1 protein-coding gene is annotated in these 1018 nt (G+C 43.0%); it reads right to left on the bottom strand.

The features are described from left to right. On the bottom strand, positions 1 to 1018 hold a 1018-nt coding region (locus tag P2H89_RS35410), incomplete at both ends, for a transposase (protein WP_275836330.1).

The following is a 1018-nucleotide window of genomic DNA, read 5'->3' as shown; positions in this document are numbered from 1 at the left end:
TTTTTGCAGGCCTCGCTTTGTTTTTAGCCGCTTTTCTGCAGCCTTTTTCAAGCGAATATTATTCAGGGATATTTCTATAATTCGATCTCCATTTTGCGTGTTGCAGACTCCGTTCAAAAAGCAGCTTTTACAGTCTTTAGCCTGGTATTTATCCAAAATTTGAGGATAGCCTGCTTTAGTTTCTACCACTGTCCAACCTTTGTGCTGCATAGGCTCACCTATCGGACATAAGAATTGGTTGTTTTCTGCATCATATACTAATTGGTCGGTAGCAAAGGATTGTTTACTGCGGATGGTTGTATTTTGCGTTCGATCAAACTGATTGTACTTGATGTAAGCCGTTATCCGCTTTTTCTCCAGCCACTGATAATTTTGTTCGCTGCCATAGCCAGCATCGGCCGTAATGTTTGCAGGCTTCTGTCCAAACTGTTCGATATGTTGTTTTACGTGACCAATGAGGGTGTTGGTATCGTTAGCATTCTGGTGTACGCTATAAGATGCGATGTATTGGTTATTGGTGCTGATCTGTACATTGTAGCCAGGCTTTAATTGGCCATTTTTCATATGATCCTCCTTCATTCTCATGAAGGTTGCATCGTGGTCGGTCTTGCTATAACTACTCCTGTTTTCTCCCAATATCTTTTCCTGCTGTTCGTATCTGTCCAACGCTGAAGGCCAGTTCTTTTTGGCATAATTCAGCTTTTGACGGATCTCTTTACTTACGTCTTTATCCTTCAGGGCTGCATTGATACTGTCGATCGTTTGATTAACTTTTTCACTATCTATCTTGTCGAAGCCAGAAGGGTCAGTGTCATCCAGTTCGTTAGCAGCTACCGACTGAGCATACTGCCACAGCTCGTTTAATTGCTGCTTCATCTTTTCCCGGTTGGCTTTGATAGAATTGCCCCACACAAACGTGTACCGGTTGGCATTGGCTTCTATTTTGGTTCCGTCGGTATAAAGCTCCTTAATACTTAACAGGCCCTCCTCGCAAAGCAACAGCACCACCTGGGTAAAG

The sequence above is a fragment of the Paraflavitalea sp. CAU 1676 genome (assembly GCF_029223285.1).
Classification (GTDB): Bacteria; Bacteroidota; Bacteroidia; order Chitinophagales; family Chitinophagaceae; genus Paraflavitalea.
Note: the sequence above shows the minus strand (reverse complement) of the source record. Positions and strands in the feature narration are given on the sequence as shown.